General features: G+C 47.1%; 25 protein-coding genes and 1 pseudogene. 15 read left to right on the top strand and 11 right to left on the bottom strand.

Annotation, left to right across the window (positions count from 1 at the left end; translation table 11 throughout):
* Window positions 1-133 precede the first annotated feature (133 nt).
* Complete coding sequence (locus MON40_RS06100) at window positions 134-721, bottom strand: hypothetical protein (protein ID WP_003778347.1); 588 nt, start codon at window positions 719-721, stop codon at window positions 134-136.
* Between the two features lie 22 nt (window positions 722-743).
* Window positions 744-1,475, bottom strand: a complete 732-nt coding sequence (locus tag MON40_RS06105; RefSeq protein WP_003778349.1) for a hypothetical protein — start codon at window positions 1,473-1,475, stop codon at window positions 744-746.
* A 164-nt stretch (window positions 1,476-1,639) separates the two neighbouring features.
* On the opposite strand from MON40_RS06105, the gene MON40_RS06110 reads away from it, so the two are divergent.
* The 8 genes from MON40_RS06110 (at window position 1,640) to MON40_RS06145 (ending at window position 8,448) form a co-directional block, all read left to right on the top strand.
* Window positions 1,640-1,963 carry a DUF3990 domain-containing protein gene (locus MON40_RS06110; RefSeq protein WP_003778351.1) on the top strand — a complete coding sequence of 108 codons (324 nt, stop codon included), beginning with the start codon at window positions 1,640-1,642 and terminating at the stop codon, window positions 1,961-1,963.
* Between the two features lie 473 nt (window positions 1,964-2,436).
* Window positions 2,437-3,114, top strand: a complete 678-nt coding sequence (locus MON40_RS06115; protein ID WP_003778353.1) for a hypothetical protein — start codon at window positions 2,437-2,439, stop codon at window positions 3,112-3,114.
* Between the two features lie 34 nt (window positions 3,115-3,148).
* Window positions 3,149-3,823: a hypothetical protein gene (locus MON40_RS06120; protein ID WP_242926029.1), complete on the top strand. Its 675-nt coding sequence runs from the start codon at window positions 3,149-3,151 to the stop codon at window positions 3,821-3,823.
* Between the two features lie 93 nt (window positions 3,824-3,916).
* Complete coding sequence (locus tag MON40_RS06125) at window positions 3,917-4,588, top strand: hypothetical protein (RefSeq protein WP_242926030.1); 672 nt, start codon at window positions 3,917-3,919, stop codon at window positions 4,586-4,588.
* Between the two features lie 259 nt (window positions 4,589-4,847).
* On the top strand, window positions 4,848-5,243 hold the full coding sequence (locus MON40_RS06130; RefSeq protein ID WP_242926031.1) for a hypothetical protein: 396 nt from the start codon (window positions 4,848-4,850) through the stop codon (window positions 5,241-5,243).
* Window positions 5,244-5,599: 356 nt separating this feature from the next.
* Entirely contained in the window at window positions 5,600-5,932 is a 333-nt protein-coding gene (locus tag MON40_RS06135; protein ID WP_003778366.1) for a hypothetical protein, read from the top strand.
* A 389-nt stretch (window positions 5,933-6,321) separates the two neighbouring features.
* Window positions 6,322-6,948, top strand: coding sequence for a dTMP kinase (gene tmk / locus MON40_RS06140; protein ID WP_003778371.1), 627 nt, complete (start codon window positions 6,322-6,324; stop codon window positions 6,946-6,948).
* A gap of 219 nt (window positions 6,949-7,167) precedes the next feature.
* Window positions 7,168-8,448 (top strand): malic enzyme-like NAD(P)-binding protein, encoded by a 1,281-nt coding sequence (locus tag MON40_RS06145; protein WP_094112927.1) that lies wholly within the window; start codon window positions 7,168-7,170, stop codon window positions 8,446-8,448.
* 85 nt (window positions 8,449-8,533) lie between these two features.
* Here the strand turns inward: MON40_RS06145 and aroA are convergent, their stop codons facing one another.
* The 5 genes from aroA to MON40_RS06170 form a co-directional block, all read right to left on the bottom strand.
* Complete coding sequence (aroA, locus tag MON40_RS06150; protein ID WP_039863028.1) at window positions 8,534-9,832, bottom strand: 3-phosphoshikimate 1-carboxyvinyltransferase; 1,299 nt, start codon at window positions 9,830-9,832, stop codon at window positions 8,534-8,536.
* Between the two features lie 368 nt (window positions 9,833-10,200).
* A complete protein-coding gene (locus MON40_RS06155; protein ID WP_003778376.1) occupies window positions 10,201-10,527 on the bottom strand; it encodes a low molecular weight protein tyrosine phosphatase family protein in 327 nt (108 codons plus the stop codon).
* A 72-nt stretch (window positions 10,528-10,599) separates the two neighbouring features.
* Window positions 10,600-10,815, bottom strand: coding sequence for a hypothetical protein (locus tag MON40_RS06160; protein WP_039862985.1), 216 nt, complete (start codon window positions 10,813-10,815; stop codon window positions 10,600-10,602).
* Between the two features lie 162 nt (window positions 10,816-10,977).
* Window positions 10,978-12,291 (bottom strand): replication-associated recombination protein A, encoded by a 1,314-nt coding sequence (locus tag MON40_RS06165; protein ID WP_003764224.1) that lies wholly within the window; start codon window positions 12,289-12,291, stop codon window positions 10,978-10,980.
* Window positions 12,292-12,630: 339 nt separating this feature from the next.
* A complete protein-coding gene (locus tag MON40_RS06170) occupies window positions 12,631-14,073 on the bottom strand; it encodes a hypothetical protein (protein WP_003764238.1) in 1,443 nt (480 codons plus the stop codon).
* Between the two features lie 142 nt (window positions 14,074-14,215).
* Here MON40_RS06170 and MON40_RS06175 point away from each other — a divergent pair, with 142 nt between their 5' ends.
* The 5 genes from MON40_RS06175 to MON40_RS06195 all read left to right on the top strand — a co-directional run bounded on the left by MON40_RS06175 (window position 14,216) and on the right by MON40_RS06195 (window position 18,466).
* Window positions 14,216-14,593, top strand: coding sequence for a hypothetical protein (locus MON40_RS06175; RefSeq protein WP_016688279.1), 378 nt, complete (start codon window positions 14,216-14,218; stop codon window positions 14,591-14,593).
* 143 nt (window positions 14,594-14,736) lie between these two features.
* A complete protein-coding gene (gene thrC / locus MON40_RS06180; protein ID WP_003778384.1) occupies window positions 14,737-16,149 on the top strand; it encodes a threonine synthase in 1,413 nt (470 codons plus the stop codon).
* A 209-nt stretch (window positions 16,150-16,358) separates the two neighbouring features.
* Window positions 16,359-17,135 (top strand): ferredoxin--NADP reductase, encoded by a 777-nt coding sequence (locus tag MON40_RS06185; protein WP_003756710.1) that lies wholly within the window; start codon window positions 16,359-16,361, stop codon window positions 17,133-17,135.
* Window positions 17,136-17,251: 116 nt separating this feature from the next.
* On the top strand, window positions 17,252-17,740 hold the full coding sequence (locus MON40_RS06190; protein WP_003778386.1) for a DUF1841 family protein: 489 nt from the start codon (window positions 17,252-17,254) through the stop codon (window positions 17,738-17,740).
* 357 nt (window positions 17,741-18,097) lie between these two features.
* Entirely contained in the window at window positions 18,098-18,466 is a 369-nt protein-coding gene (locus MON40_RS06195) for a hypothetical protein (protein ID WP_003778388.1), read from the top strand.
* 190 nt (window positions 18,467-18,656) lie between these two features.
* On the opposite strand, the gene MON40_RS06200 is transcribed toward MON40_RS06195, so the two are convergent.
* From MON40_RS06200 to uvrB, 4 genes and pseudogenes are all read right to left on the bottom strand, one after another.
* Window positions 18,657-19,094 carry a hypothetical protein gene (locus MON40_RS06200; protein ID WP_242926032.1) on the bottom strand — a complete coding sequence of 146 codons (438 nt, stop codon included), beginning with the start codon at window positions 19,092-19,094 and terminating at the stop codon, window positions 18,657-18,659.
* A 280-nt stretch (window positions 19,095-19,374) separates the two neighbouring features.
* Window positions 19,375-20,433: a Gfo/Idh/MocA family protein gene (locus MON40_RS06205; protein WP_003778391.1), complete on the bottom strand. Its 1,059-nt coding sequence runs from the start codon at window positions 20,431-20,433 to the stop codon at window positions 19,375-19,377.
* A 144-nt stretch (window positions 20,434-20,577) separates the two neighbouring features.
* Window positions 20,578-21,232: pseudogene (locus tag MON40_RS06210) on the bottom strand (IS1595 family transposase).
* Between the two features lie 87 nt (window positions 21,233-21,319).
* Window positions 21,320-23,347 (bottom strand): excinuclease ABC subunit UvrB, encoded by a 2,028-nt coding sequence (gene uvrB / locus MON40_RS06215; RefSeq protein ID WP_242926033.1) that lies wholly within the window; start codon window positions 23,345-23,347, stop codon window positions 21,320-21,322.
* A 176-nt stretch (window positions 23,348-23,523) separates the two neighbouring features.
* Here uvrB and dnaB point away from each other — a divergent pair, with 176 nt between their 5' ends.
* Together dnaB and MON40_RS06225 are read left to right on the top strand one after the other, a co-directional pair.
* The gene (gene dnaB / locus MON40_RS06220) at window positions 23,524-24,930 is read left to right on the top strand and encodes a replicative DNA helicase (RefSeq protein ID WP_003778401.1); all 1,407 of its coding nucleotides are present in this window, start codon (window positions 23,524-23,526) and stop codon (window positions 24,928-24,930) included.
* Between the two features lie 157 nt (window positions 24,931-25,087).
* Window positions 25,088-25,774, top strand: a complete 687-nt coding sequence (locus tag MON40_RS06225; RefSeq protein WP_242926034.1) for a pilus assembly FimT family protein — start codon at window positions 25,088-25,090, stop codon at window positions 25,772-25,774.
* The last annotated feature ends 2 nt before the right edge of the window (window positions 25,775-25,776 follow it).

A 25,776-nucleotide genomic window follows, 5' to 3' on the forward strand; every position in this document is an offset into this window, starting at 1 on the left:
CCGTACTATCTGTACTGTCTGCGGCTTCGTCGCCTTATCCTGATTTAAAGTTAATCCACTATAAAACAGGGACATGGCTTGAGCACGCTGTTCGTCGGAGAGCGAGGGATTCAGACGACCTGAAGGATTCCTCTCAATGCGTCCATCCTTTATCCAAATCCAAATTGCCATCATACACGCAATATTCAAATTGCTGTTTGATAAGGGATACTGAATCGGGCAGATCGTCTAACAACTTTTGTACACGCTCAACAAACTCAGTGTAATTACCCGAATGGCGCACGGTAATAAACCGTTGGTCAGGCGTATGGCGTAAAGTGTTGCGCGACAGATGGGCATGGCAGCGAGAGCAGTAGGCGCGCAGGGCGGGCAATTCTTCAGCCTCATGGCGCACCTTGCCGTGCCATTCGAAATAACAGGGTTTTTCGTTTGGATAGGTCGTCTGAAAACGGGCGGCGCAGTCGGCAGGAATTTCAATTTTTTCACGAACGATGGTAAAGCCTTGTGCAGCGAACCGGTTGGCAAGCATCTGTACATGCTGCCGAACAGCATGATAATCGTCCGACTGTATTACGGCAGAAAACATCGGCTGCTGAGGATGCTCGCCCTCGGGCAGTTCGATTAGCACGGCTTTGCCTCCTAAGTCGGCACAGGTCGTCTGAAAACGGTGAAGGGCGGAGGAAGGTTGCGGCGTGGAAGTAAGGTGGAGTTCGTAATACATGGTTTCAGACGACCTTAATGTTCTAGGTTGTTTCGTTTATTTGTTTCGGTAGGCCGGATTGCAGGAAATCGGACATTTCGCGATAAAACGCCATAACGGTTTGCATGTTTTGCCGTTCCGGTTCGCTTGTTTGAGGTTGAATGTTTATTTCATCTATCAATTCGCGCAACGGGCGGCGTTTGGTGGGATTGGCTTCGTCCAATATAAAATACAGAATCCCCCCGTCTTGTATCAACCTGCGGCGGGCATCCATTATATGACTGTTAAAAAATAGATTTTGAATCAGATTGGTGCGTTGTTCATCATTTTGTGGAGGTTTAGCGGTCTCAGGAAGCAACACGGTTTTGTTGCATACGCAGGACTGAGACTGATTGAGCGCAAAAACGGGCAGGTAAAACATCATTAACATTGCCTTCAGAATATCGCAGAAATGCCCTTCAGCCTCGTCATCGCCCTGCTGCAGACAAGCGGGGAGTTGGCAGGTTTGAAGGGTAAAGTCACATTCGCTGCGGCCTGCAGGCAAACCCAGTCCCAGATCCAAATAAAAATGACCGTCCAGTTCGATAAAATGCCATGGCGTTCGGTTGGCGCGTACGCGCGGCAGATGCAGATAGGGATTGCGGCAAATCCTTAGGTACAGGCGGATCAGATGGGCAATATTACCGCAATAAGCAGGGGTGAGTTGAAGCACGCGGTTAATGCGGGCGGTCTTTTCTTTTGGGCGGAGGAAGCAGGGCGGTTGTTTGGTTTTCATTAGAATGGTTGGATGGTTTTTGTCGTAGCCAGGTGTGTTTAAATTAGTTTGGTGTAAGGGGTGTGCAGAACGCACGCCCACGGTTTTGCTGTTTAGACGACTTCTTCTATGTCAGCCACCTTAATCCTTCTGGTTAAGGAGGTTTCTACGTTACAACAAACCGTATGCAAGCAGAAAAATGGGTAGCAAGGAAGAACGTTCCTATAACACAATTTGATATACCTAATTCTGAATTGGATAAGTTAGATATTAAAAAATTCTCATCTGCTGATTTGGAATGGGGAGATTTTGTAACAAAAGGTCGAAAGGGCACTTTAAACCATAACCATGATGCGGTAAGTGGTCCAATGTTGGCAAATCCAAGTGATGCTAAAAGAGGAAAAGTACATAAAGCTATAGGTTTGCAGTTTGTTATTTTACAGAAAAAAGCATTCAATTTATTTAATCGATTTAAAAAATTTAATAAAACTGGTAAAAATTGCTCTTAATCTGCCATAAGGAAAAAAATGTTTGATGAGTCTAAAGACAATATGATATTCACTGATAATGAAGCTGGTGATAGAGTTATTTTTCATAGAAAAACTTGGTTATATATAATATTTGGGATACTAATCCATTATTCATTATTTAAGATATACCGATGATTATGCGGAAAAGATAATAAATGAATCTTTTTTATGTTCTAAGGAAGAGTTAAATTTTCATTCGGTTGGTATGTTATGTCATGATGAAGGGTATCATTGGGCAATGTTGTTGGTACATGGGGACAATTATTGGAATCATGGTTTTAATATTGAGCTGCCAGATGATTACTATGACTGGATGGATAGTTATATAAAAAATAATAATTTAAAGCCAATAATATGTGATTAATTGGGGCAATTGGTAAGATTGGCTCAAGACCTAACAAAAGGATGAGCAGGCAATATAAAAACGATCTATGGTTGATTAGGAGATATTTATGATTAAAGTTATAGACTTAAGAAGTGAATATAGTACAAGTCCAATATTTGTGAATTTCAATAGACAAGCTTATGCTATTCCGACGTTATATGTTAAATCACTTCCTAAATTTGACTCTAAAAAAATCAATACCTGTTTGATTATTTTGCATCCGCATAACAATTTCCCAGAAAAACCAAATATACAAGGGTTTGCAGATTTCTATCTGTATTTTAATTTTGATAAGTATTTTGCGTCTTCTGATACTGAGAAAAAAATGATGCAATTACAAGCAGTCCATCAAGGAATGTTGGGTATTGCAGTTGAGCAGGGCTGGAATACGGGCCCGTTTGAAATAGCATATCAAGCCTGTTTGGATGCTGATCTCGTCTTAAATACTCAACTTAAAAAACGTAAAATGAGTCCGAATAGAAAACAATATTTGTCCATATTCGCGCATTGTGATCTCTATCATTTTAAAATTACTTGGACAGTATCTGATAAAAAAGGAACAATCCTTCAAAGGGGGCCTTTATTTTCAGAAGACCCTTCTTTCTTGGCTATGGGCTATCGATTGAATTTCCATTGGATAGACGATGAACATTTTATTGTCGAGTCTAATTATAAAGGACTGATTTCAGATACTTGGGAAGTTGATATTTTGAATGGGACTGTCCTAGTAACTAGCAAATTGTAGCCTGCATAAATCAACAATTACAACAAAGGCCTAAATGATGATTAAAGAAATTAGCTTACCTCTCGAAGATTACACAAAATATAAAAACATTAGCAAAGGAATGTTTGCTATATCAGAACTATATTTGGTATCTCTACCAAAATTTGATTCAAAAAAAGTTTTTAAATGTAATATTTTTTTGTGTGAGGACCGACAATTTCCAACTAAAGCGAAAATACCAGGTTTTGCTATATCGTACCAATTTTTTGATTTTAAAAAATATCTTTCTTTAAATGAGGAAGATAGAAAGCTCATGGTATTACAAGTTATTCATCAGGGAATGCTGGATATTGCTGCTGATTACAATTGGGATACAAAACCGTTGGAAGAAGCTTACCAAAGTTGCTTGACTTCCGATCTAACTTTTAAAAGACAAATCAAAAAGCGCAAGCTAAGTCCGAACAGAAAACAATATCTGTCTTTATGGGCATATTGCGATCAACACCACTTTAAAATCACTTGGACAGTATCTGATAAAAAGGGGGAAATAGTTAAGCAGGGTACGTTGTTGACAGAACAACCATCTTATATCGACATATTGCGTAGCTTGAATTTCCATTGGGTAGACGACGAACATTTTATTGTTGAGTCCAAATACAGAGGATTGATTTCAGATACTTGGGAAGTTGATATTTCGAATAGTGCTGTCCTAGCAACTTGCTGGTTTTAGCCTGTGTGAAACTTCCAATTTTGACGTGGCGTGTGTCGGGATACGTACAGCGGTTTCTGCTTTTCAGACGACCTCAAACCTTAAAGTGAAATTATGATTAACGAAATTTGTTTATACTGTCAAAACGATGAAAGGACTTCTGAATTTAATCAAGAAACCTTTGCTATTCCGGAGCTTTATCTCATTTCAATACCTAAGTTTGATTCCAAAAAGGTGATTAAATGTAATATTTTCTTATGGGAGAATGGCCCATTTCCGCCCAAAGAAAAAATATTGGGGAGTGCTGATTCTTATCAGCTTTTTGACTTCAAAAAGTACACCTCCCTATCTGAAAAAGATAAGAAAATTATGCAGTTACAAGTAATCCATCAAGGAATGCTCGATATTGCGTCTGATTACAATTGGTCGAGAGAACCATTGGAGACTGCTTACCAAACCTGTTTGATGTCTGATTTAACATTTAAAAAGCAAATAAAAAAGCGGAAACTTAGCCACAATAGGAAACAATATCTTTCCTTATGGGCATATTGTGATCTTTACCATTTTAAAATTAGTTGGACAGTATCTGATAAAAAAGGGGAAATAGTTAAGCAGGGTACGTTGCTGACAGAACAACCATCTTATATTGATACATGGTGTAGCTTGAATTTCCGTTGGATAGATGACGAACATTTTATTGTTGAGTCCAATTACAAAGGATTGATTTCAGATACTTGGGAAGTTGATATTTCGAATGGTGCTGTCCTAGCAACTTGCTGGTTTTAGCCTGTGTGAAACTTCCAATTTTGACGAGACGTGTGTCGGGATACATGCAGCGGCTCCTGCTTTTCAGACGACCTCAATCCTTTTCGAGGTCGTCTGAAATATTTGTCCTTAAATAATCTCATTTTCGGCGGCGACGCATGGCTGTTGTCTGCCGAAGTTGATTTGGACTAGGGTTAGGGCTTGAATCAATTAATATTTGTAATCTTGGCGGAAGTAGAAGATATTTTGACAAAAGCTTGGATAAGAAATTTAGAAAATTATGAAAATAACTTTAGATAACTGGGACGGTTCTTCTTGTAAAGAAGAAATTTATCATGTTAATTCTTCAGTAAAACTCTTAGGCATTTTAGAAAGATTGGATAATAAAAAACATACTCTTGTAAATTTAGTTTTATTAGAAGAAAACTATTTGATGATTGGTGGAGGAAATGGAAAATATGTTATAACAGGTGAAGAAAATGGCATAGTTTTTAATTTATTAAACCCCAATGAAGAAAGCACCTTAAAAATAGAATTAAATACGGGAGGGCAAATTGGATTATTTGAGTCTAAATATATTTTATCTAAAGAAATGGCGTTCAAATGTGCTGTAAAATGTTTTACTATAGGATGTATTCCACAAAACGATTTAGATTTTGTCTGGGAAAAGTACTGAGGTTTAGTTTTGATAACTTTTTATCAAGCCCGAAGTTTGTCTAAAAAATTCCCCGATAACTCTGTAGGTATTAGGTATAAGGAGCACACACACGTGGTTTCTTCCAGATAAAATCAATACCTTCCTTAAGGGCGTCTGGAATATTTTTTCAGTAAACTTATTGCTAATTAACAAGCCGGTTGATATAAATTGGTCGTCTGAAACCAACTTTCATGAGAACGATTCTATATAAACTTTCTCACTTTGGTTACCTTCAGTAATACAAAATCGTGTATTGCCAATGTAGTAGGCGTCTGAAAGGAGATAGGAAATCTTGCGTAGAATAATTACTTTTTAAAATTTAGGAGTTTAAATTAATGTTACCTAAAGAATTAACAGCTAAAATTTTACTAGAAAGTGTTTTAGAATGTACGGATTTTATAGCAAATGAAGTGTCGAACTTATACAATGCGGTAATAGAGAAATTAAAGCAAGATGATGAAATATTCTTTATGAATTTTGTTGAAGATGAGCATAAAAAAGATGATTATTATGGATATGTCTATAACAAAACGAATAGAAAAATCTACGAATACGCCTTTCATGATGATAAGTTAATGAAAAATAGGAAGTTATCTCTTGTCGAAAAGAAAATTGAAGAGTTGACAACAAAAGATATTCTTGAGTTGCCTATAATCAATTTGTTGTGATGTTTAAATATAATATATGAACGCTGCTGGAACTCTGACAGTACAGGCTATCCTGACGGCAGTTATGAAACCTTCGAATAAAACCGTCTCAACCTGTTGTTTGCTGTTAAAATCACCTACGACTAGACTCACCGCCGAACTGAGCTCACCAAGTTTGGAGGGTTTGGTTTTGTTTTTGTTAATTTATTTTTTCTTAGAACTTGTATCCTTTTAGATAAGTAATCTTTGGGGGCATGTGGTATAGCGATCTGTGTATAAGGACTAAATCTATCAATCCGTCTTGAATCAATAAGGTCGTCTGAAAATCTACTTCGAACCCCATCAAGCATTTATAATCCTGCTTTTCAGACGACCTTTTGAACATCCGTTCTCTCAATAAAATTGACCTTATGAAACCCAAATTTATCACTCTGGACGGCATAGACGGTGCGGGCAAATCGACCAATCTTGCCGTTATCCGCCAATGGTTCGAATCCCGCGACCTTCCCGTATTGTTCACCCGCGAGCCGGGCGGTACGCCTGTCGGCGAGGCCTTGCGCGAAATTTTGTTGAACCCTGAAACCAAGGCGGGATTGCGCGCGGAGACGTTGATGATGTTTGCCGCGCGGCAGCAGCATCTTGAAGACGTTATCCTGCCTGCGCTGGCGGACGGCATTCATGTCGTTTCCGACCGTTTTACCGATGCGACTTTTGCGTATCAAGGCGGTGGGCGCGGCGTGCCTCTGCAAGATATTGAAATGCTGGAAAATTGGGTACAGGGCGGGTTTGGTCCTGATTTGACGTTGCTGCTGGACGTGCCGCTGGAAGTGTCGATGGCGCGTATCGGGCAGACGCGCGAGAAGGACCGTTTCGAGCAGGAGCAGGCAGATTTTTTCACCCGCGTGCGTGCTGTTTATCTCGAACGTGCCGCCGCGCATCCCGAACGCTACGCGCTTATCGACGGCAACCGGAGTTTGGAGGAGGTGAGGGCGGATATCGAACATGCGTTGGCGCGCAGTTTCGGTATGGATGTTTAAAACCGAATGAAGGTCGTCTGAAAGGATACGTTTTTGCTTTGAGGCTGTTTGTTTCAGATGAAAATAGCAGTATGCGCCGCATTGGGAACATGGTAAAATTACACGCTATTACAAAATAGGTTTATTTGTTAATAAATAAGCCGTTTTGTAATGCCAAACGTCCCGAAACCAATGTTTCAGACGACCTCGTCTCAATATCTCTCGCAACAGGATCGAAAAATGGAAAACTCATTAAAAGAAGCCGCACTGAAATTTCACGAATTCCCCGTGCCGGGTAAAGTCTCCGTTACCCCCACCAAATCGCTGGCCACGTCCAAAGACTTGGCTTTGGCGTACTCGCCGGGCGTCGCGGCTCCTTGTATGGAAATCCATGCCGATCCGCAAAATGCGTACAAATATACCGCCAAAGGCAATTTGGTCGCCGTGATTTCCAACGGTACCGCCGTTTTGGGCTTGGGCAACATCGGCGCGTTGGCGGGCAAACCTGTGATGGAAGGCAAAGGCGTATTGTTCAAAAAATTCGCCGGTGTGGACGTATTCGACATCGAAATCGATGAAAAAGACCCGCAAAAACTGGTGGACATCATCGCCGCGTTGGAACCGACTTTCGGCGGCATCAACCTCGAAGACATTAAAGCGCCTGAATGCTTCTACATCGAACGCGAATTGCGCAAACGCTGCAAAATCCCGGTATTCCACGACGACCAACACGGTACCGCCATCATCACCGCTGCTGCCGTATTGAACGCCCTGCGTTTTACCGGCCGCAACATTGAAGAGGCGACTTTGGTTTGCTCCGGCGCGGGCGCAGCGGCGATTGCCTGTTTGAACCAACTGCTTGATTTGGGTCTGAAACGCGAAAACGTAACCGTTTGCGACTCCAAAGGCGTGATTTACAAAACCCGCGAAGACAAAGACCGTATGGACGAGTCCAAACAGTTCTACGCCATTGAAGACAACGGTCAACGCGTGCTTGCCGATGCCGTCAAAGGCAAAGACATCTTCTTGGGCCTCTCCGGCGCGAACCTGCTGACGCCTGAAATGTTGAACACCATGAACGCCAAGCCTATCGTGTTCGCCATGGCAAACCCGAACCCGGAAATCCTGCCGCCGCTGGCAAAAGAAACCCGTCCGGACGTGGTCATCGGTACCGGCCGTTCCGACTTCCCGAATCAAGTAAACAACGTATTGTGCTTCCCGTTCATCTTCCGCGGAGCGTTGGACGTCGGCGCGACGACCATCAATGAAGAAATGAAACGCGCCTGCGTCTATGCCTTGGCGGATTTGGCGAAGGAAGAGGTAACTGAAGAAGTGGTTGCCGCTTACGGCAAGAAATTCGAATTCGGCGCGGAATACCTGATTCCGACCCCGTTCGACTCCCGCCTGCTGCCGCGCGTTGCTTCGGCTGCCGCCAAAGCTGCGATGGAAAGCGGCGTGGCAACCCGTCCGATTGCAGACTTGGAAGCCTACGCTGCCAAACTGAGCGAGTGGAAACTGTAATCCGGTTTTAATTTGAATGTGATGTAGAAAAGGTCGTCTGAAAACTTTCAGACGACCTTTTTGTTTGGGTAAACGTCCTCCCGCTTTAAACCGCGTCGGTCAGCGATGAGAACACTTCAAAATAAGTCGGGAAGGTTTTATGGGTGCATTTCGGGTCGTTGATGACGACGGGTACGCCCAACAGGGAAACCAGCGAGAAACACATCGCCATGCGGTGGTCGTCGTAAGTGTCGATGACGGCGTCGGGCGTCAGTATTTCAGGCGGGGTAATGTGAATCGCTTCGGCTTCTTCGACGACTTCTGCGCCAAGTTTACGCAACTCGTTTGCCATCGCGGCGATGCGGTCGGTTTCCTTGACGCGCCATGAACCGATGTTGCGCAGTGTACATGTTTGTCCTGTAGCAAGCGCGACGATGGCGAGGGTCATGGCGGCATCGGGGATATGGTTTGCATCCAAATCAAAGGCTTGGGCGGCACGTTCTTTCGGGCGCGAGACTTCGACGAAGTTTTCGCCCCAAACCACATCCGCACCGATTTTTTCCAGCTCGCGGGCAAAGGCGACATCTCCCTGTATGCTGTTTGCGCCGATACCGGTAACGCGGACGGGCGTAGCAGCAATCAAACCGGCTGCGAGGAAATAGGACGCGCTGGAGGCATCGCCTTCGACATATAAATGGTCGGGCGCGTGGTAGCAGGCATCGGCGGGGATTTTGAAGACGCGGTAGTCTTCATTGGCAACCTGTACGCCGAATTGCGCCATCAGTTTCAAGGTGATGTCGATATAGGGCTTGGAAATCAACTCGCCGACCATACGGATTTCAAATGCCTGTCCGGTCAGTGGCAGTGCCATCAAGAGGGCGGTCAGAAACTGGCTGGACACATTGCCCTTAATCGGAATCACGCGCTCGCCGCGGTCTTGGCGTTCGCCGATATGAAGCGGCGGATAGTGTTCGTTGCCGAGATATTCGACATCGGCGCCGGCAATCCGCAGCGCATCGACCAAATCGCCGATAGGGCGTTCGTGCATACGCGCAACGCCGTGCAGATGATAATCGCCGCCTAAAACCGCCAGCGCGGCAGTCAGCGGACGGAACGCCGTTCCCGCGTTGCCTAAAAACAAATCGGCAGTTCGGTTTGGAAATTGTCCGCCTGTGCCGTGTACTTTCAGACGACCTTCGGCAAGATATTCGATTTCAACGCCGAGTTTATCGAGCGCTTCCAACATACGGTTGGTATCGTCGGATTTGAGCAGGGAATGGATTTCGCAAGTATTGTCGGACAAGGCGGCAAGCAGCAGGGTGCGGTTGCTGATGCTTTTGGAGCCGGGTAGGGCGACGGTGGCGGGCTTGAGTGAAGCGGCGGGAAGGCGGATGGATTCGGTCATGATGGTCGTTTGGGAAGCGGAAACAGAAAACGGCATTATACGGCAGGGAGGGGTCGTCTGAAAAACGTGGCTGCTGCAATTCGATAACCGCAGAGTTTGTTTTTGAATGGTTTCGGTATCTTAATACGCTCAAACACGGGAAGGTAACATCCGAATGGTTTGTTGATGCGCGCAACCTTACCAACCGCATTGCGCCGTTCCGTCCGTGTAGGCGTGAGAATGAATTTCTAAGTTTGGAATAAAACAAACCGGATTCCTTTGATGGGAATCCGGTTTTTCTTTTCGATGATTGGATTTTCAGACGACCTTTGGGGTCGTCTGAAACCTTATTTATGCCCTTTACCTTCGTTTATTCAAAGTCTTATAGACTAGCTGTCAGACAAATACGGCTCGACGCTTTCTTTCAATATCTCGATCAATTCTTCGTCCATATAACGGTAATCGTCAGGAATGTCCAAAACAATAATTTCCTTATGCTGCAAAGCGCGGGAAAACTGTGCCGACAGGCGGTTTTTATGTTTTTGTTCCATCACAAAAACCTTATCCGCCCATGCGATGTCGTTGATGGAAACGGTGTGCCGTGCATTAGGGCTTGTGCCTGCAGAACGTGTCTGTACGTTCGGATAGCGTCGGAATACCGCTTCAGCGGTGGGGCTGCGCCATTGGTTGCGGCTGCAAATAAAAAGTGCGTTCATAGAAATTAAAAAAGGCGGAGAAATATCCGCCTTGTGAAAATCATCTCGATTGAGTCGAAATGCGTTTTTAAGTTAATCAAACCATTCGGCTTCAAATTCATGCTGCCTGAAGGGGTAAACAAAGCCCAGTTTTTGCGCGCGTTTGACTTTATTCCTGCGGAAATACATCAAATCCCACTTTTTCTCGAGCTTACCCTCAGAAGGGTTTTTGCCGTGTACGCGATGGCTGGGTCGTTTTGCTTGATGCCGCCGCCATGCACGGCTGCGACAGTGGTCTAAATTGTCCATTATCTGCTTTCTAACTTCGTTTCGGAAATCGGGTTCAGCAGCCGCGATTTTTTCTGTGTTCGATTATTCAGCAAGAAAAAGGAAAATCGGATTGTAGCCAAATTAGCTTGACGATACAAGCATTTGACCGTCGTTGTGGAACAGGTCGTCTGAAGACACCATTTACTTCTGCTTATCCAACGCTTCCTCATCCAGCGATTTCAACCATTCCAGCTTTTCGCCGATTTTGATTTCCAGCCCGCGCGGGACGGGTTGGTAGAAATCCGGTTCGTCCAAGCCGTCGGGCATATAGCTTTCGCCGGCGGCGTAGGCGTTCGGTTCGTCGTGGGCGTAGCGGTATTCGCGTCCGTAGCCCAATTCCTTCATCAACTTGGTCGGAGCGTTGCGCAGGTGGACGGGTACTTCATCGCTGGCGTTTTCTTTGACGAAGCGTCGCATTTGGTTGTATGCCTTGTAACCCGCGTTGGATTTGGCGGCGGCGGCAAGGTACAGCACGGCTTGTGCCAGCGCGAGTTCGCCTTCGGGCGAGCCTAAACGTTCGAAGGTGGCGGCGGCATCGTTGGCGATTTGGAAGGCGCGCGGGTCGGCAAGCCCGATGTCCTCCCACGCCATGCGCACGATGCGGCGGGCGAGGTAACGCGGGTCTGTGCCGCCGTCGAGCATACGGCAAAACCAATACAGCGCGGCATTCGGATGCGAACCGCGCACGGATTTGTGCAGGGCGGAGATTTGGTTGTAGAAACTCTCGCCGCCTTTGTCGAAACGGCGGATTTGCGCGCCCAAGCTGTCGGCGAGAAATTCGGTGGTTAAGGTTTTCAGACGGCGCGTGTCGGCGGCGCGTAAAAGTTGTTCCAACAGATTCAACAATCTGCGCGCATCGCCGTCGGCGGTATTGACGAGCAGCTCCTGCGCATCGGCTTCAATCGTAAAATCCCGGTATTCGGGCAAGGCCAATACTTTGGCAATCAGCTTTTTGAGGTCGTCTGAAGACAAGGACTGCAAAACATACACCTGCGCGCGGCTCAACAGCGCGGGATTGACTTCAAACGACGGGTTTTCCGTCGTCGCGCCGATAAAGGTCAGCAAACCGCTTTCGACATGGGGCAAAAACGCGTCCTGCTGCGCCTTGTTGAAACGGTGGACTTCATCGACAAACAAAATCGTCGCGCGTCCCTGCTGCAAGGCGATTTCGGCCTTGTCGATCGCCTCGCGTATGTCTTTCACGCCGGAGAATACAGCGGAAACAGGCAGAAACTGGGCATTGAAACTCTGCGCCAAAATCCGCGCCAACGTCGTCTTGCCCACGCCCGGCGGCCCCCACAGCAACATAGAATGCGGCTTCCCGCCTTCCACCGCCACACGCAGCGGCTTGCCTTCGCCAATTAAATGCTGCTGCCCGATAACATCATCAAGCGTATGCGGGCGCAGGCGTTCGGCAAGCGGCGCATCAGGTTGGCGGGTGAAAAGGTCGGACATGGCGGATTCCGTGAAAAGAGGGTTTTCAGACGACGTGGATTATAGCAGGTCGTCTGAAAACAGACGGATGGCAAAGGAAACAATAAAGACAGGATACATCACAACCGTCATTCCCGCGCAGGCGGGAATGACGGCATGGGTCTGCCATAACTTACTGGCAGATTTTTTTGTCCGAGTATCCTATATTAGGATGATCATCCTTGTTTCTTGGCGAATCATGATTACAGCTGCCGTAATTAATCTGGATTGACATATTTTTTGCATTAGATTGTATCGGCAGGATAGGTTGGACATTGAAATTATTTAAGCCGGCATTCGATACTAAGGTCATTTTTGAATTTAACGTCCGGTTTTAATATCAATTGCAGGGTCGCCATGACCGGTATTGTCAGGATTACTGACATCAATGCCATCAGTATTGGTACTGATATAACTTTCCGGCATGATTTGCAGGGCTTTTCCGCTGATGACGATACATTCTTCAGCTAATTTTTTAGCTTCTTTAGCAGCTAATTCGTCAGCTGCTTTTTGTTCTTCAGTTTTAGAGTCGTCATCTTTAATTTTAGTGGAGTCGGCTTTTTGGTTATCAATAGTTGGTGGACAGAAAACCTTGGTGTCGCCCAAATTCCACGCCATATAACCGTATAGGGCGTTGTTGCGTTGTTCGGGAATCGGAGAACAATTAATGTTTTTATCTTCTTTTTCTTTTTCTGAAAGAATAGAACATTTGAAATTTTGTTTTAATTTGATCAAGTCATTTTTATCAATGCCGTTGATTTCTTGAGAGCCGTTGTTTTGTTGGAAGTTACTGTGTAGTAAATACCATGAAGAGTTTTCAGGAATTTCAATGGAATGGGTAAAATATAAAATTGCTATTTTATCGCTAAAACCGAATATCAATAGACATAATGTTATTATGATATATGTCATGGCTCCCTTAATAGGAATTTTATAAATTGAATTGTGATCTTTAATCCAGTTTTTATAAAAATAATAGAGAACTATAGCGACAATTATTATTATTACAAATGGATATATATTTTTTGCTTGTGGGTATAAATATTTTAAAAAAATTTCGAGTAATTGAGAAAGAGTATAAACAAATACCAAGTAAAATATTATAAATAATAATATTTCTACCCATCCAACGCTTTTATTAGAGCGATTTGACTTAGGAGATTTTAGGCTTCGAATGTCCTGTATTAAAAGAACTGAATCTGGTAATAATAAATGCACTAAAAGTTGGTACAACAAAAATATAATAATAAAAATAATTATAAAAACTGTACTTGCAGCGATTAGGCTAGACGGATTGCTGATTACATCAGGAAGAATACTTAATTGATTAATATTTAAGAGATAGACAAATATAACAAATCCACCGAAGAGTATCCCTAATACTGTCGATATTCCGATGAGTTTGCTGATGGTTTCCAAATGATCAGATGGTTTTATTTGCTCTTTAGGTTGCTCAACCGTATCAGCTTGTTTTATTTCTGCCTGTTTTGCAGCATCATTGTTTTCTGTGGCATTTTCATCTGCCTTCTTTGAGTTTTTATTTTTTCTTGCGCATATCCATTCTGCAATCTTTTTAAAAAATTTACATAAGCATGTCGATTCATCTTTTTTCTGTGCATTGTCTTTTGATTCAGGCTGTTTATTTTCAGCAGTATGCTCTGAATGTTCTTGACTACCTTTTTCAGCCGTTTTTTCTTGATTCTCTTTAGGGTTTTGCGTGTTTTCGTTTGAGTTAGCTTTAAATTTAACTTTTAATTTAGCCATTGATAAATCCCCTATTTTCCCAAAAAAACGGATTATACCCCGACTTTCCCCAATCCCCCATCTCACACCGCTTACGGTATAATACGCGTTTGTTTAAAGACTTTGCGGGGCGTTTCAGACGACCTTGCGGCAAGGGATGGCTATGAATATGAAAAAGATGGTTGCCGTTGCTTCTGTGGCGGCGTTGTTGGGCGGTTGCGCTTATGATTCTGACTCGGCGTTCGGCGGTTTGGGTGGCGGTACGGGTATCGGTGGCAGCGTGGTGAAAATGGCGGTCGATCATCAATGCCGTTCGGAGTTGAACAAGCGCAATGAGTGGCGTTTGGTCGCGCTGACGATGAGCGCGGACAAGCAGCGCGAGTGGGAAGACAAAATCTGCGGCTGCGCGAGCGAGGAGGCGCCGAATCAGGTGTCCGCGCAAGAGTTGATGGATGTTTTGAATCCTTCTTCGCGCGATCGGGCGATTGCGTCGGTAACGGTGAAAACCGTCAATGCTTGTTTCAAGCGTTTGTATAGATAATGTTTTTCAGACGACCTTTGTGTATCGGGGTCGTCTGAAAGTTTATAGTGGATTAAGGTCGGGATAGGGCGGCTTGCGGGATGGTTCGCAGGCGAATTTCCTGTTTTGATCGGCAATATTTTTGTTTTTATAGAGAAGAAATCATGAAATATATCAGTACGCGCGGCGAGACGGCGCATAAACCGTTTAGCGAGGTTTTGTTGATGGGGCTTGCGCCCGACGGCGGTTTGATGCTGCCGGAACATTATCCGCAGGTCAGCCGCGAGACTTTGGACAAGTGGCGCGGTTTGAGCTATGCGGAGCTGGCGTTTGAGGTGATGAGCCTGTTTGTTACGGATATTCCGGCGGACGATTTGCGCGATATTCTGAACCGTACTTATACGGAAGCGGCGTTCGGCTCTAAGGAAATCACGCCTGTGCGTACTTTGTCGGACGGCATCAAAATTCAAGCCTTGTCCAACGGCCCGACGCTGGCGTTTAAGGATATGGCGATGCAGTTTTTGGGCAATGCGTTTGAATATGTGTTGAACAAAAAGGGCAGGGAACTCAATATCTTGGGTGCGACCAGCGGAGATACGGGTTCGGCTGCGGAATATGCCTTGCGCGGCAAAAAGGGCGTGAATGTATTTATGCTCTCGCCCGACGGCAAAATGAGCGCGTTCCAACGTGCGCAGATGTACAGCCTGCAAGACGAGAATATCCATAATATCGCCGTGAAGGGGATGTTTGACGACTGTCAGGACATTGTGAAGGCGGTGCAGAACGATGCTGCGTTCAAGGAAAAATACCATATCGGTACGGTCAATTCGATCAATTGGGGACGCATCGTTGCGCAAGTGGTTTATTACTTTGCAGGCTATTTCAAAGCGACGCAAAGCAATGACGAGCAGGTCAGCTTTTGCGTGCCGAGCGGTAACTTCGGCAACGTTTGCGCGGGACACATCGCCAAACAAATGGGCTTGCCTATCCGCCGCCTGATTGTTGCGACCAATGAAAATGATGTGTTGGACGAGTTTTTCAAAACCGGCGCATACCGCCCGCGCAACAGCGAGCATACTTATGTTACCTCCAGCCCGTCTATGGACATTTCCAAAGCGTCCAACTTCGAGCGTTTCGTGTTTGACCTGATGGATCGCGATCCTCAGGAAATCAATACGCTTTGGGCGGAAGTCGCGGCGGGCAAAGGCTTTGACTTGCAGTTTGCCTTGGAAAAAGTCGGCGGCAAATACGGCTTTACCTCCGGCAAATCTACCCACGCCGACCGCCTCGCCACCATCAAGCAGGTTTACGAGCAAGACAAAGAACTCATCGACCCGCACACTGCCGACGGCGTAAAAGTCGCCCGCGAAGTGCGCGAAGAAGGGGAGACGGTTGTGTGTTTGGAAACTGCGTTGGCAGCGAAATTCGATGCGACCATACACGAAGCCGTCGGCGATGTCGCCATTCCGCGCCCTGCCGCGCTGGAAGGTTTGGAAAAATTGCCTCAGCGCGTCCAAGTCGTGCCGAACAATGCAGCCGCCGTCAAAGAAATCATCCGCGAAACCTTAGACCAGTAATGCGTTGTCCGAGAGGTCGTCTGAAAAGTTTTCAGACGACCTCTGCCAGACAGCAAGCATTGTGATGATAAATATTTTCGTTTAAAATTGCGCGTTTGCTCTAATTCGGCATTATCTATTCACAGGCGAGAGAGGTCGTCTGAAAACCCTTTTAAACCATCATCCGCCCGACCCGCGCGATCAGACGGATTTACCGACAGGAAACTCAAATGGCAGCATTCAATACCCAAAAAGTATTGTCCGTACACCACTGGACGGATGCGTATTTCACCTTTACCTGCACCCGCGACGAATCGTTGCGCTTCGAAAACGGTCAATTCGTCATGGTCGGATTGATGGTGGACGGCAAGCCGCTGATGCGCGCATACAGCGTCGCCTCCGCCAACTGGGAAGAACACCTCGAATTTTTCAGCATTAAAGTCCAAGACGGCCCTCTGACCAGCCGCCTGCAACACCTTAAAGTCGGTGACGACGTGTTGATCAGCAAAAAACCGACCGGAACCTTGGTTGCCGGCGACCTGAATCCCGGTAAACACCTTTACCTGCTGAGCACCGGTACCGGCATCGCCCCCTTCTTGAGCATCACCAAAGACCCCGAAATTTACGAGCAATTTGAAAAAATCATCCTCGTACACGGCGTGCGCTACAAAAAAGATTTGGCGTACTACGACCGCTTCACCAAAGAATTGCCCGAACACGAATACCTCGGCGACTTGGTTAAAGAAAAACTGATTTACTACCCGATCGTTTCCCGCGAAGACTACGAACACCACGGCCGCCTGACCGACCTGATGGTAAGCGGCAAACTGTTTGAAGACATCGGCCTGCCCAAAATCAACCCGCAAGACGACCGCGCCATGCTGTGCGGCAGCCCTGCGATGCTGAAAGACACCTGCAAAGTTCTGGATGATTTCGGTCTGACCGTCTCCCCGAAAACAGGCGTACGCGGCGACTACCTGATCGAACGCGCGTTTGTGGATCAATAAGGGTTTTAGCAGTAATCAAAATATAGCGAGGCAGAACTTGTTATCAGGTTCTGCCTCGCTATAAATCCATTTCTCTAAATATTCTCTCAGACGCTTCAATAGCCACAATTCTCATCATGTACGATGTCAATACCCACGACGTCCGCCGATTTTTCGCACACGTTTGGAAAAACCGCCTGACCCCGCTGCAACTGGATGCACTTCAACATAAAGCACTCCGTATCATCGAATCCCATCCCGAATATACCCATTATCTTGAAAACATTGAAGATTACTTAGACAAAAACTGGCTGCCTGAAGACGGGGAGAGCAACCCGTTTTTACATATGTCACTGCATCTTTCTCTTCAAGAGCAAGCGGCCATTGACCAGCCCCCAGGTATTCGAGCAATTCATCAGCAGCTTTGCGTCCGTTATAACAACGACTGGATACGAGCTGAGCATGACATGATGGATGCACTAGCGGAAACCATTTGGGAAGCGCAACGATACGGACGCGGTTTGGATGTCAATGCCTACATGACACGGCTTCGCAAACTGATCGGTTTAGGGCAGGAAGAAAATGCCCGCATCAATCCACATGAAGTGAATGCTAAATTTGACTGATGAAAAAGTTTTCTATGTGATGGAAGATAACGATTTTGAGGTCGTCTGAAACGTTATTTTCAGACGACCTTACAGTTTTGTAGTTCTTTGATTTAACCTGAAATTTTTTATGTAGATATTGCTTGTTTTAATGAAAAGTACGATAAAAACTTCCCATTTCTAGTTTTCCATCTTCAGACAGTAATGAGAGTATGGAACTTAGTCCAATGGAAAATAGTATGGGTTTCATTATTATGCCTACTCCTTGTAAATATATAATCATATGTTCTGATTCTATTGTATGATAAGTAGCTGGTTGCTACCTAAAAAAGTTAAGCAGCAAAGGCAATTAATTATTTTACAAACAAAGGCATACACATGGATTTCGAGATTAAACTAGAAACTGACTTTAGGGACTGGTTGATGGCTGTAAGTCGGGAGAATATCCCGCATGATCTTGCGGCCTGGTCGTTCGAGTTGGCCGAGCCTTACCAAATCACTCTAGTCGGTTCAACCTATTTCGACGAGAACGATAATGATTGGGCATGTCCGGATGACGATGATTTTCATCCTATGGCTGCTGAGCCCGACTTATCTGTGTTGTATGGTCAAAACTGGGAAATTGTATTGGAAACAGTCATTAAAATCGTGCGGAAACTGACAGTTGAATTGCCAGACCTCGCCGTTTTTCGAGTACCTCACATCGCAGCAGGATTTGTTGATGGTGATTTAGTGTTGATTCGTTGATTTCAGACGACCTTCCTTTCTTTTCAGGTCGTCTGAAAAATGAATTGTAGCCATATAAGCCGCACGAAATAAGCTGATCTGTCCGAGAAACAGGCGCGATTTTGGGTCGGCGGGTTTGACGATGAAAAAGAATGTACCGCAGGCAATGAAGTTTCTGTGATCGTATTATGAGGAAGGCGTCCTATGACCACTAAGTTGTTTTATTATTAAGCTGTGTTTCAATGAAATCAAAAATTTTCCTGTCAGCAGCATGATTCAAATCTAAGAATGATAAATATTGGCAGTTGCCATTCGGACAGGGCAAAAATAAAAATTCATAAGCAATATCTTCTATATCTGTTATTATTAAATCATTAAATTGAAAATTAGTTGTTACCACATTTAACATATTGTTATTTTTGATAGATTCCAGTTCTAAAAGATTATCAAATTCATCTTCTAAAATATTAGAATCCTCTCCGATAAGAATTATCCAGAATAAAGGATATTGTTTAATCGATTCAAATAAATTATTGCAGTTTATTGTTTTTAGGAAGTTTTGACTGATTAAAGCCACGATAGGCTTATCTTTTTTTATTTTAATCTTTCTGAAATTCGAATCTAGATTTATATTCAGATAATCAATCATTATAGTTACTCCTTTGAAGCAACGGAAATAATCCGCATCATCAGGCGGCAGCGTTCAAATGGCATGGATATTGTTTTCACACATCCATATAGGCTGCACTTAATAAGCTTGGCGTAGGTCGGATTCTCGAATCCGACATTTTCCCGCAAGGGAAAACCCGCGCCGTTTCGGCAAAGATTGTCGGATACGAGTATCCGACCTACGCGCTGCTGGGTTTTTCAGGTAGCCTTTGAGGCCGTCTGAAAATGTTTAAACCGTGTACGCGGCGGGGCGGCACACGCTACGGCTGCGGGCTTGCCGCCAAATCGAACACGCGCTGCTGGTGTTCGGCGGCGTAGGCGAAGTCGGGGACGGTGTGTGTGCCGTGGTGCAGGTCGTGCCAGACGGCGCGGTAGGTTTCGACCAGGCATTCGGCGGGGGTGCTGTGGGGCGGCAGGGTTTGGCTTTGGCCTTCGTGGATGATTTCGATGGTGAGCGGTTCGTATTGGATGTGGCCGCTGTTGGCGGTGATGACGAGGCTGAGGTGTTCGCATTCGATTTGCATGGCCAGCCCGCTGCCGCCGCCGAGGTAAACCACGTCTGTGAGCGCGCCGTTGGTGTGGCGGGCTTGGTAGAGGACGTGGTCGGTGGCGGTGCGGCGGAGGGTTTGGCCGTTGTCTTTGCGGCGCACTTGGGGGTGGAGGCAGGCGGTGAGGGCGCGTTCGAGGGGCGGGCGGCCGGTCAGCAGGTTGAGGGCGGCGAGCATGTGGGCGAACGGGATGGTGAGGGTGTTGACGCCGTTTTCCTGTTGCTGGGCATAGAGATAGCGCGGGTCGATGAGGGCACCGCCTGCGGGGTTGCTGCCGCGCACGGTGCAGCTGAGCAGGCGGCCGGTGGCGGGGTCATCGAGCAGGGCTTTGATTTTGCGCACGTAGGGGGAGGTGGGGGCTTGCAGGCCGATGAAGGTGCGGCAGCCGTATTTTTCGGCGGTTTGTTGCAGGGCGCGGGACTGTTCGGGCGTGGTGCCGAGCGGCCATTCGCAGTAGATGGCTTTGCCGTAGGGGGCGATTTGTTCTATAAGGGCTTGATGTTGGGGGAGGCTGACGGCGACGACGATGAGGCCGATGTCGTCGCGGGCGGCGAGTTCGGCGGGGGTGTCGCTGTAAAACGGCACGCGGTATTTTTCGGCGGCGAGTTTGGCAGAAGCGGGGCTGCCGGCGGTGAGCCCTTTGATGGCGAACAGCTCGGGCAGGCGGGAGAGTGAGGGGTAGTGCGCCATCGACGCCCAGCCGCCGCCTGCGCTGAGGCCGATGATGCCGACGTTGACGGGTTGGGGGGCGGATGCGGAGGGGGCGGTCATGTTAGTTTCCTTTGGGCGGGGATGGGGGTTGGCTTCGCAGAAACTCGGCAACTTGTTTTCAGGTAGCCTTTGAGGCCGTCTGAAAAGGCTACCTGAAAGCGTAGCTTCAACGCAGTTAAAATTAGGGGCTGACGTAGATTAGCCCTAAATTCCACACCAATCCCGCAGGATTTTAAGCTGTTGGGACGGTGTGCCGAAGTTAAATCGAAATTCGCATTCTTTCAAGAACAGTGGGAAAGATTTGCGGTCAGTCCCGTTGTATTTGCGCAAGACGCGTTTCGCCTGATTCCAAAAATTCCCAATGCCGTTGATGTGGTTCTGACGGTCGGCAAACGCTTTGGAATGGTTGATGCGGTAATGGATAAAACCGCTTACGTCCGGCTTGTCATAGCTGCTCAGGCTGTCCGTGTAAACAATGCTGTCCGGCATGATTTTCTTTTTGATGATAGGGAGTAACGTTTCAGACTTGGCATTATCCGCCACAACGGTATAGACCCGTCCGTTGCGTTTCAGAATGCCAAAGACAACCACTTTTCCTGCCGCACCACGACCGCGTCTGCCTTTACGCCGTCCGCCGAAAATAGCTTTCGTCCAACTCGACAGAGCCCTCAAAAACCTCATCGGCAGCCAAGGCCAAATGATGGCTGATGATCATACGGATTTTGCGGTAGAACAGGATGGCGGAGTTGGGCTGAATGTCCAAAATATCGGCAGCGGAACGGGCGGTAACTTGGAGTACAAAAAATTCAAGCAGTTTATTTTGAACTCTCTTGCTTAATTTACAATTGGTTATCTTCATTTTCGTAGCCTAGCATAACTACTAATCTACGTCAGCCCCAAAAAGTTTATTTTCCATTTAATCCTCCAAAAAATCCATAAAAATTAATCACTCTGCCCCAAACAACAACCCTTCCTTAATCCCCCGAATCCTATCCCGTAACACCGCCGCCTCTTCAAACTGCAAATCCCGAGCCGCCTGCTGCATGGCTTTTTCCAGTTTGGCGATTTCTTTAATCGCATCTTCTTCATTGTGGATTTCGCCGACTTTGACCTTGTTTTTGCCTTTCAGACGACCTTTGCCGCTGTCTTCTTCGTGGTACACGCCGTCGATGATGTCTTTGACCTGTTTTTTAATTTGCTGCGGCACGATGCCGTGTTCTTCGTTGAATTTCATCTGTTTTTCGCGGCGGCGTTCGGTTTCGTCGATGGCGGCTTTCATGGAGTCGGTGATTTTGTCGGCGTACAGGATGGCGACGCCGTTCACGTTGCGCGCGGCGCGGCCTATGGTTTGAATCAGGCTGCGGTGGGAGCGCAGGAAGCCTTCTTTGTCGGCGTCGAGGATGGCGACGAGGGAGACTTCGGGGATGTCCAAGCCTTCGCGCAAGAGGTTGATGCCGACGAGTACGTCAAACAGGCCGAGCCGTAAATCTCTAATAATTTCAACGCGCTCGACGGTGTCGATGTCGCTGTGCAGGTAGCGCACTTTGATGCCGAGTTCGCTGTAATAGTCGGTGAGTTGCTCCGCCATGCGTTTGGTGAGGGTGGTAACGAGTACGCGTTCGCCTTTTTGGATGCGGTTGTTGATTTCGCTCATTAAGTCATCGACTTGGGTGGCGACGGGGCGGATGATGATTTGGGGGTCGACCAGCCCTGTGGGGCGGACGACTTGTTCGACCACTTGTCCGGCGTGTTCTTCTTCGTATTTGGCGGGGGTGGCAGAAACGAAGACGGTTTGCGGCATGACTTTTTCAAATTCGTGGAATTTGAGCGGGCGGTTGTCGCGGGCGGAAGGCAGGCGGAAGCCGTAGTCGACGAGGTTTTGCTTGCGCGATGCGTCGCCTTTGTACATGCCGCCGATTTGGGTAACGGTAACGTGGCTTTCGTCGATGAACATGATGGCGTTGTCGGGCAGGTAGTCCATCAGCGTGGGCGGCGGTTCGCCTTCTTTTTTGCCGGAGAAGTGGCGGGAGTAGTTTTCGATGCCTTTGCAGAAGCCCATTTCGTAGAGCATTTCGAGGTCGAAGCGGGTGCGCTGTTCGATGCGTTGTTGTTCGACGGGGCGTTGTTCGCGGGCGAAAAATTCGATACGTTCGCGCAATTCTTCTTTGATGGATTCGCAGGCACGCAAGACGGTGTCGCGCGGGGTAACGTAGTGGCTGGACGGGAAGACGGTGTAGCGGCCGACGCGCTGGTGCAGGCTGCCTGAAAGCGGGTCGAACATATCGAGGCGGTCGATTTCGTCGTCAAACAGGCTGATGCGCAAGGCGTTTTCGGAGCTTTCGGCGGGGTACACGTCAATCACGTCGCCGCGCACGCGGAAGCTGCCGCGTTTGAAGTCCAAATCGCCGCGTTCGTACTGCATGGAAACGAGCGTGGCGATGATGTCGCGTTGCTCGATGGTGTCGCCTTCTTTGACGGACAACACCATTTGTTGATACTCGGTCGGGTCGCCGATACCGTAAATGGCGGACACGGTGGCGACGATAATCACGTCGTCGCGCGTCATCAGGTTTTTGGTGGCGGAAAGGCGCATCTGCTCGATGTGTTCGTTGATCGCGCTGTCTTTTTCGATGAACAGGTCGCGGCTGGGTACATAGGCTTCGGGCTGGTAATAGTCGTAGTAGGAGACGAAATATTCCACCGCGTTTTCGGGGAAAAACTCGCGCATTTCGGCGTAAAGCTGGGCGGCAAGGGTTTTGTTGTGCGCCATGATGATGGCGGGGCGGCCGCTTTGGGCGATGACGTTCGCCATGGTGTAGGTTTTGCCCGAACCGGTTACGCCGAGCAGGGTTTGATAGGCCAGGCCGTCTGAAAGCCCTTCGAGCAGACCAGCAATGGCGGTGGGCTGGTCACCGGCGGGGGGGAAGGGTTGGTGGAGTTTGAAGGGGGAATCGGGGTATTGGATGACTTCCATATTGCCGCCTGTTTTCGGTTCGGGGAAAAGGGAAATTATAGCAAAAAGGTCGTCTGAAGATTTTCAGACGACCTATCTATTTCTTGATGGTAGGCAAGTCGGAACAAAGGTAATGCCAACCCGATTTCCACTACGCTATAATAGCGGATTCCCATTTTAGCCTAAGAGCAACTGCCATGAACGATTATCCCGATACGTCGTCTGAAGACCGCGAAGTCAGCGCGTTGTCGCTGCCGCCGCATTCTATGGAGGCGGAGCAATCCGTTTTGGGTGGACTTTTGCTCGAGAATTCGGCTTGGGACAGAATCGCCGATGTGGTTACCGGTGAAGACTTCTACCGACACGAACACCGCCTGATTTTCCGCGCCATCGCCAATCTGATTAACGAAAGCCGTCCTGCCGACGTGATTACCGTTCAAGAGAGTTTGGAGCGCAATGAGGAACTAGAGGCGGCGGGCGGATTCAATTACCTGATTACTTTGGCGCAAAACACGCCGTCTGCTGCGAATATCCGCCGCTATGCCGAAATCGTGCGTGAGCGTTCCATCATGCGTCAGCTTGCCGAAGTCGGTACCGAAATCGCTCGTAGCGCCTACAATCCGCAAGGCAGGGATGCGGGGCAGCTTTTGGATGAAGCGGAAAACAAGGTGTTCCAAATTGCGGAAAGTACCGCCAAGTCCAAACAGGGCTTTCTCGAAATGCCTGCGCTTTTGAAAGAAGTGGTCGAGCGCATCGACATGCTTTATTCACGCGACAATCCCGATGAAGTGACCGGTGTGTCAACAGGGTTTATCGACTTGGATAAAAAAACCTCAGGTCTCCAGCCGGGCGATTTGATTATTGTGGCAGGTCGTCCGTCTATGGGTAAAACTGCCTTTTCCATCAATATCGCGGAACACGTTGCCGTAGAGGGCAAGCTGCCTGTCGCCGTATTTTCGATGGAGATGGGCGGCGCGCAATTGGTGATGCGTATGCTGGGTTCGGTGGGCAGGCTTGATCAGAGCGTTTTGAAAACAGGCAGATTGGAAGATGAACACTGGGGTCGTCTGAATGAAGCTGTGGTCAAGCTTTCCGATGCGCCTATGTATATTGATGAAACACCGGGCTTGACCGCGCTCGAATTGCGCGCCCGCGCCCGCCGTCTTGCACGCCAGTTCAACGGAAAATTGGGCTTAATCGTGATTGACTACCTGCAATTGATGGCAGGCTCAGGCCGTTCGGACAACCGCGCCTCTGAACTCGGCGAAATTTCGCGTTCCCTCAAAGCCTTGGCGAAGGAGCTGCAAGTTCCCGTCATTGCTTTGTCGCAGTTGAGCCGTACCGTAGAGCAGCGTACCGACAAGCGCCCAATGATGTCCGACTTGCGGGAGTCCGGTGCCATCGAGCAGGATGCCGACCTGATTATGTTTATGTACCGCGACGAATACTATAACCAAGAATCGCCCATGAAAGGCCTTGCGGAATGTATTATCGGTAAACACCGTAACGGTCCTGTCGGGAAAGTATTCCTCACTTGGATGGGACAATTTACCAAATTCGACAATGCAGCCTACGTACCCGAATCCGCATTGATGGAAGATTGAGACAAATCAGCCTAAAAACCAAGCAAATTTCATATTTTATTAGGCAATTCATCCCAATATCGTTTAGAATGAGCCAAACCGCATAATTACCGGCGATAAAAACATTCTAAGCCGGATGATAAAACACATTACTTAACTCTAGACGTTTTTACTACTCATGTACGCACAACAAAAAGGTTTTACCTTAATCGAATTGTTGGTCGTGATCGCTATTACCGCCATCATGGCCACTATCGCCCTTCCCAATATGAGCGAATGGATTGCCTCCCGCCGCGCTGCCAGTCAGGCAGAGCAGGTGGCAAACCTCTTGCGTTTCGCACGAGCCGAAGCAGTCCGCCTCAATCTCCCTGTCTATGTCTGTCCCGTGCAAATCAGAAAAAACGGGATTCCAGATAATAAATGTGATACCAAATACAATCAAAGTGGCATCTTGGCCTATGCTGATAAGAGTGGTGATGTTAACTACAATGATGATAGGGCGGATATTTTCCTGCGCACTATTGTCTTGAACGCTAAGGATGCGAATAAAGTCACCTATCAATTTGACCATGTCAAATTCGGTGGCAAAGACTCTGATTCACAGCCTGTTTTCTTCGCATTCCAGCCGAACGGTACTTTTGGCTATTCTGTCAATAAACCCAGTAAAAAAACAAATTTTACCTACTCGGACGGCTATATCAAAATCAGCATGACCGATTCCGCCGCAACCACAGAAAGTACCAAAAAGTCTCGTGCCAGCATTGTGTTGGTCGACAGTAGCGGACGAGTGGAAATCTGCGCCAAGTCAGATTCACGCCCTCTCTGCCAATATTCTGAACCTCAAAATTCTGAATCACAAAACTAAAA

The sequence above is a fragment of the Neisseria macacae ATCC 33926 genome (genome assembly GCF_022749495.1).
GTDB classification, from domain to species: domain Bacteria; phylum Pseudomonadota; class Gammaproteobacteria; order Burkholderiales; family Neisseriaceae; genus Neisseria; species Neisseria macacae.